Here is a 1,262-nt window from a genome sequence, read left to right on the forward strand (position 1 = left end):
GTTAGGAACGAAAATAGAGTGAGTTACGCATAACAAGCGGTTTATGGATGGGACTCGTAATAGCTTGCTCGGGTTCGTTCCTCACCAGTTTAGCAAGCTAATACTCGCCCCATAACCGGGCGTTATAAGTCTAGTTCAAAACTGTGGTGTAACTATCACAAAGGGAGTCATAAAATGGATCAATCTCAAGAAAGTGTAGAAATCAATAAGCTAGGAAATTTGTCATACGCCTTTACTTCAACAGCGATGGTAATGCTCTTACTTCAGTTTGGTTTAGTTAAGCTTAACTACGATATTTCTGGAAACTCAATAATGAGTTTGTATTTACCTGTCACAATTCTTCTTGCTGGAATTTGGGTGCCAACATTGAAAGTTAGGCGTTTTATAAAACGACACCAGAACTCTAGTGCAAGCGACTTATAACAAGAGTTTTCAAGTCGGACAAATTACAGTTGGCTTTTTGTTCGTACCTCACGTATTTTAGCCAACTGTAATTAGCCGCTTAAAACGGCGTTAGCCATCAGTGTTACCACAATAGTAAATTTTACCTTAACGTTATCAAGGAATGAAAATGAAAAATTTTTGCTTTGCTTTTTTAGTCTGCACACTGGTTGGTTGTGCGAGTAAATCTAATGAAACTTATATGGGCCATGATGTTGTTAGCATGCCTTTCAATATTGCAGGCGGTAATATTATTCATTTGCCTGTTACTGATGCAGGGGTAATTCCTGCTGAAAGTAATGGGTTCAAGATGCAAGTTGCAGGCTTCATGGTAGGAGAAAGCAAGATTAATAAAAATGAGGCCGAATTAATATGGAACTTCGCATTTAGTTCGGCAAATAATGAAAAGATAAGAAATATCGTTATTGAGGAATTAGCGCCTACAAAAGTAATTAAAGTGCTAGCAAAAGTTGAAAATCCTCAACTTACCGATGGACGTTGGCATTTTAATCTTGAGCCTACTAAAGCAAATACGATAAATACGCCTTGGATCTTTAGAGATAAAGCCAGTATTTATGTATTCAAAATAACAATAAATTTAGAATCGGGAGAGCAAACGATTCTAAATCAGGCAGCATGGTTTTCCAAACCTGTTTTGAAAAATTATGCTAAACAAATTTCGTTAATTGAAAATGGCTAACTAATAAGGATAGGCCGCGCGAAGCCGCGTCCTTATCCCAAGTGTTGAACAAGCCCGAGCTCACGATAAGTTGTACCTTTAATAGTAAATAGCAGATCGAGAATACGATCTGTTTGGTGTG

Annotated in this window: 2 protein-coding genes; both read left to right on the forward strand. The window is 37.6% G+C overall.

Annotated elements, in window-relative coordinates:
• The first annotated feature begins 174 nt into the window (after window positions 1-174).
• A complete protein-coding gene (locus H5073_RS17915; RefSeq protein ID WP_182680917.1) occupies window positions 175-423 on the forward strand; it encodes a hypothetical protein in 249 nt (82 codons plus the stop codon).
• Between the two features lie 148 nt (window positions 424-571).
• Window positions 572-1,141 carry a hypothetical protein gene (locus tag H5073_RS17920; RefSeq protein ID WP_182680918.1) on the forward strand — a complete coding sequence of 190 codons (570 nt, stop codon included), beginning with the start codon at window positions 572-574 and terminating at the stop codon, window positions 1,139-1,141.
• Window positions 1,142-1,262 lie beyond the last annotated feature (121 nt).

The sequence above is a fragment of the Shewanella sp. SR44-3 genome (genome assembly GCF_014163735.1).
Classification (GTDB): Bacteria; Pseudomonadota; Gammaproteobacteria; order Enterobacterales; family Shewanellaceae; genus Shewanella.

Bases quoted from the DNA above. Each gene is read 5' to 3' on its own strand.
- H5073_RS17915 (WP_182680917.1), top strand. From the start codon at position 175: ATGGATCAATCTCAAGAAAGTGTAGAAATCAATAAGCTAGGAAATTTG.
- H5073_RS17920 (WP_182680918.1), top strand. From the start codon at position 572: ATGAAAAATTTTTGCTTTGCTTTTTTAGTCTGCACACTGGTTGGTTGT.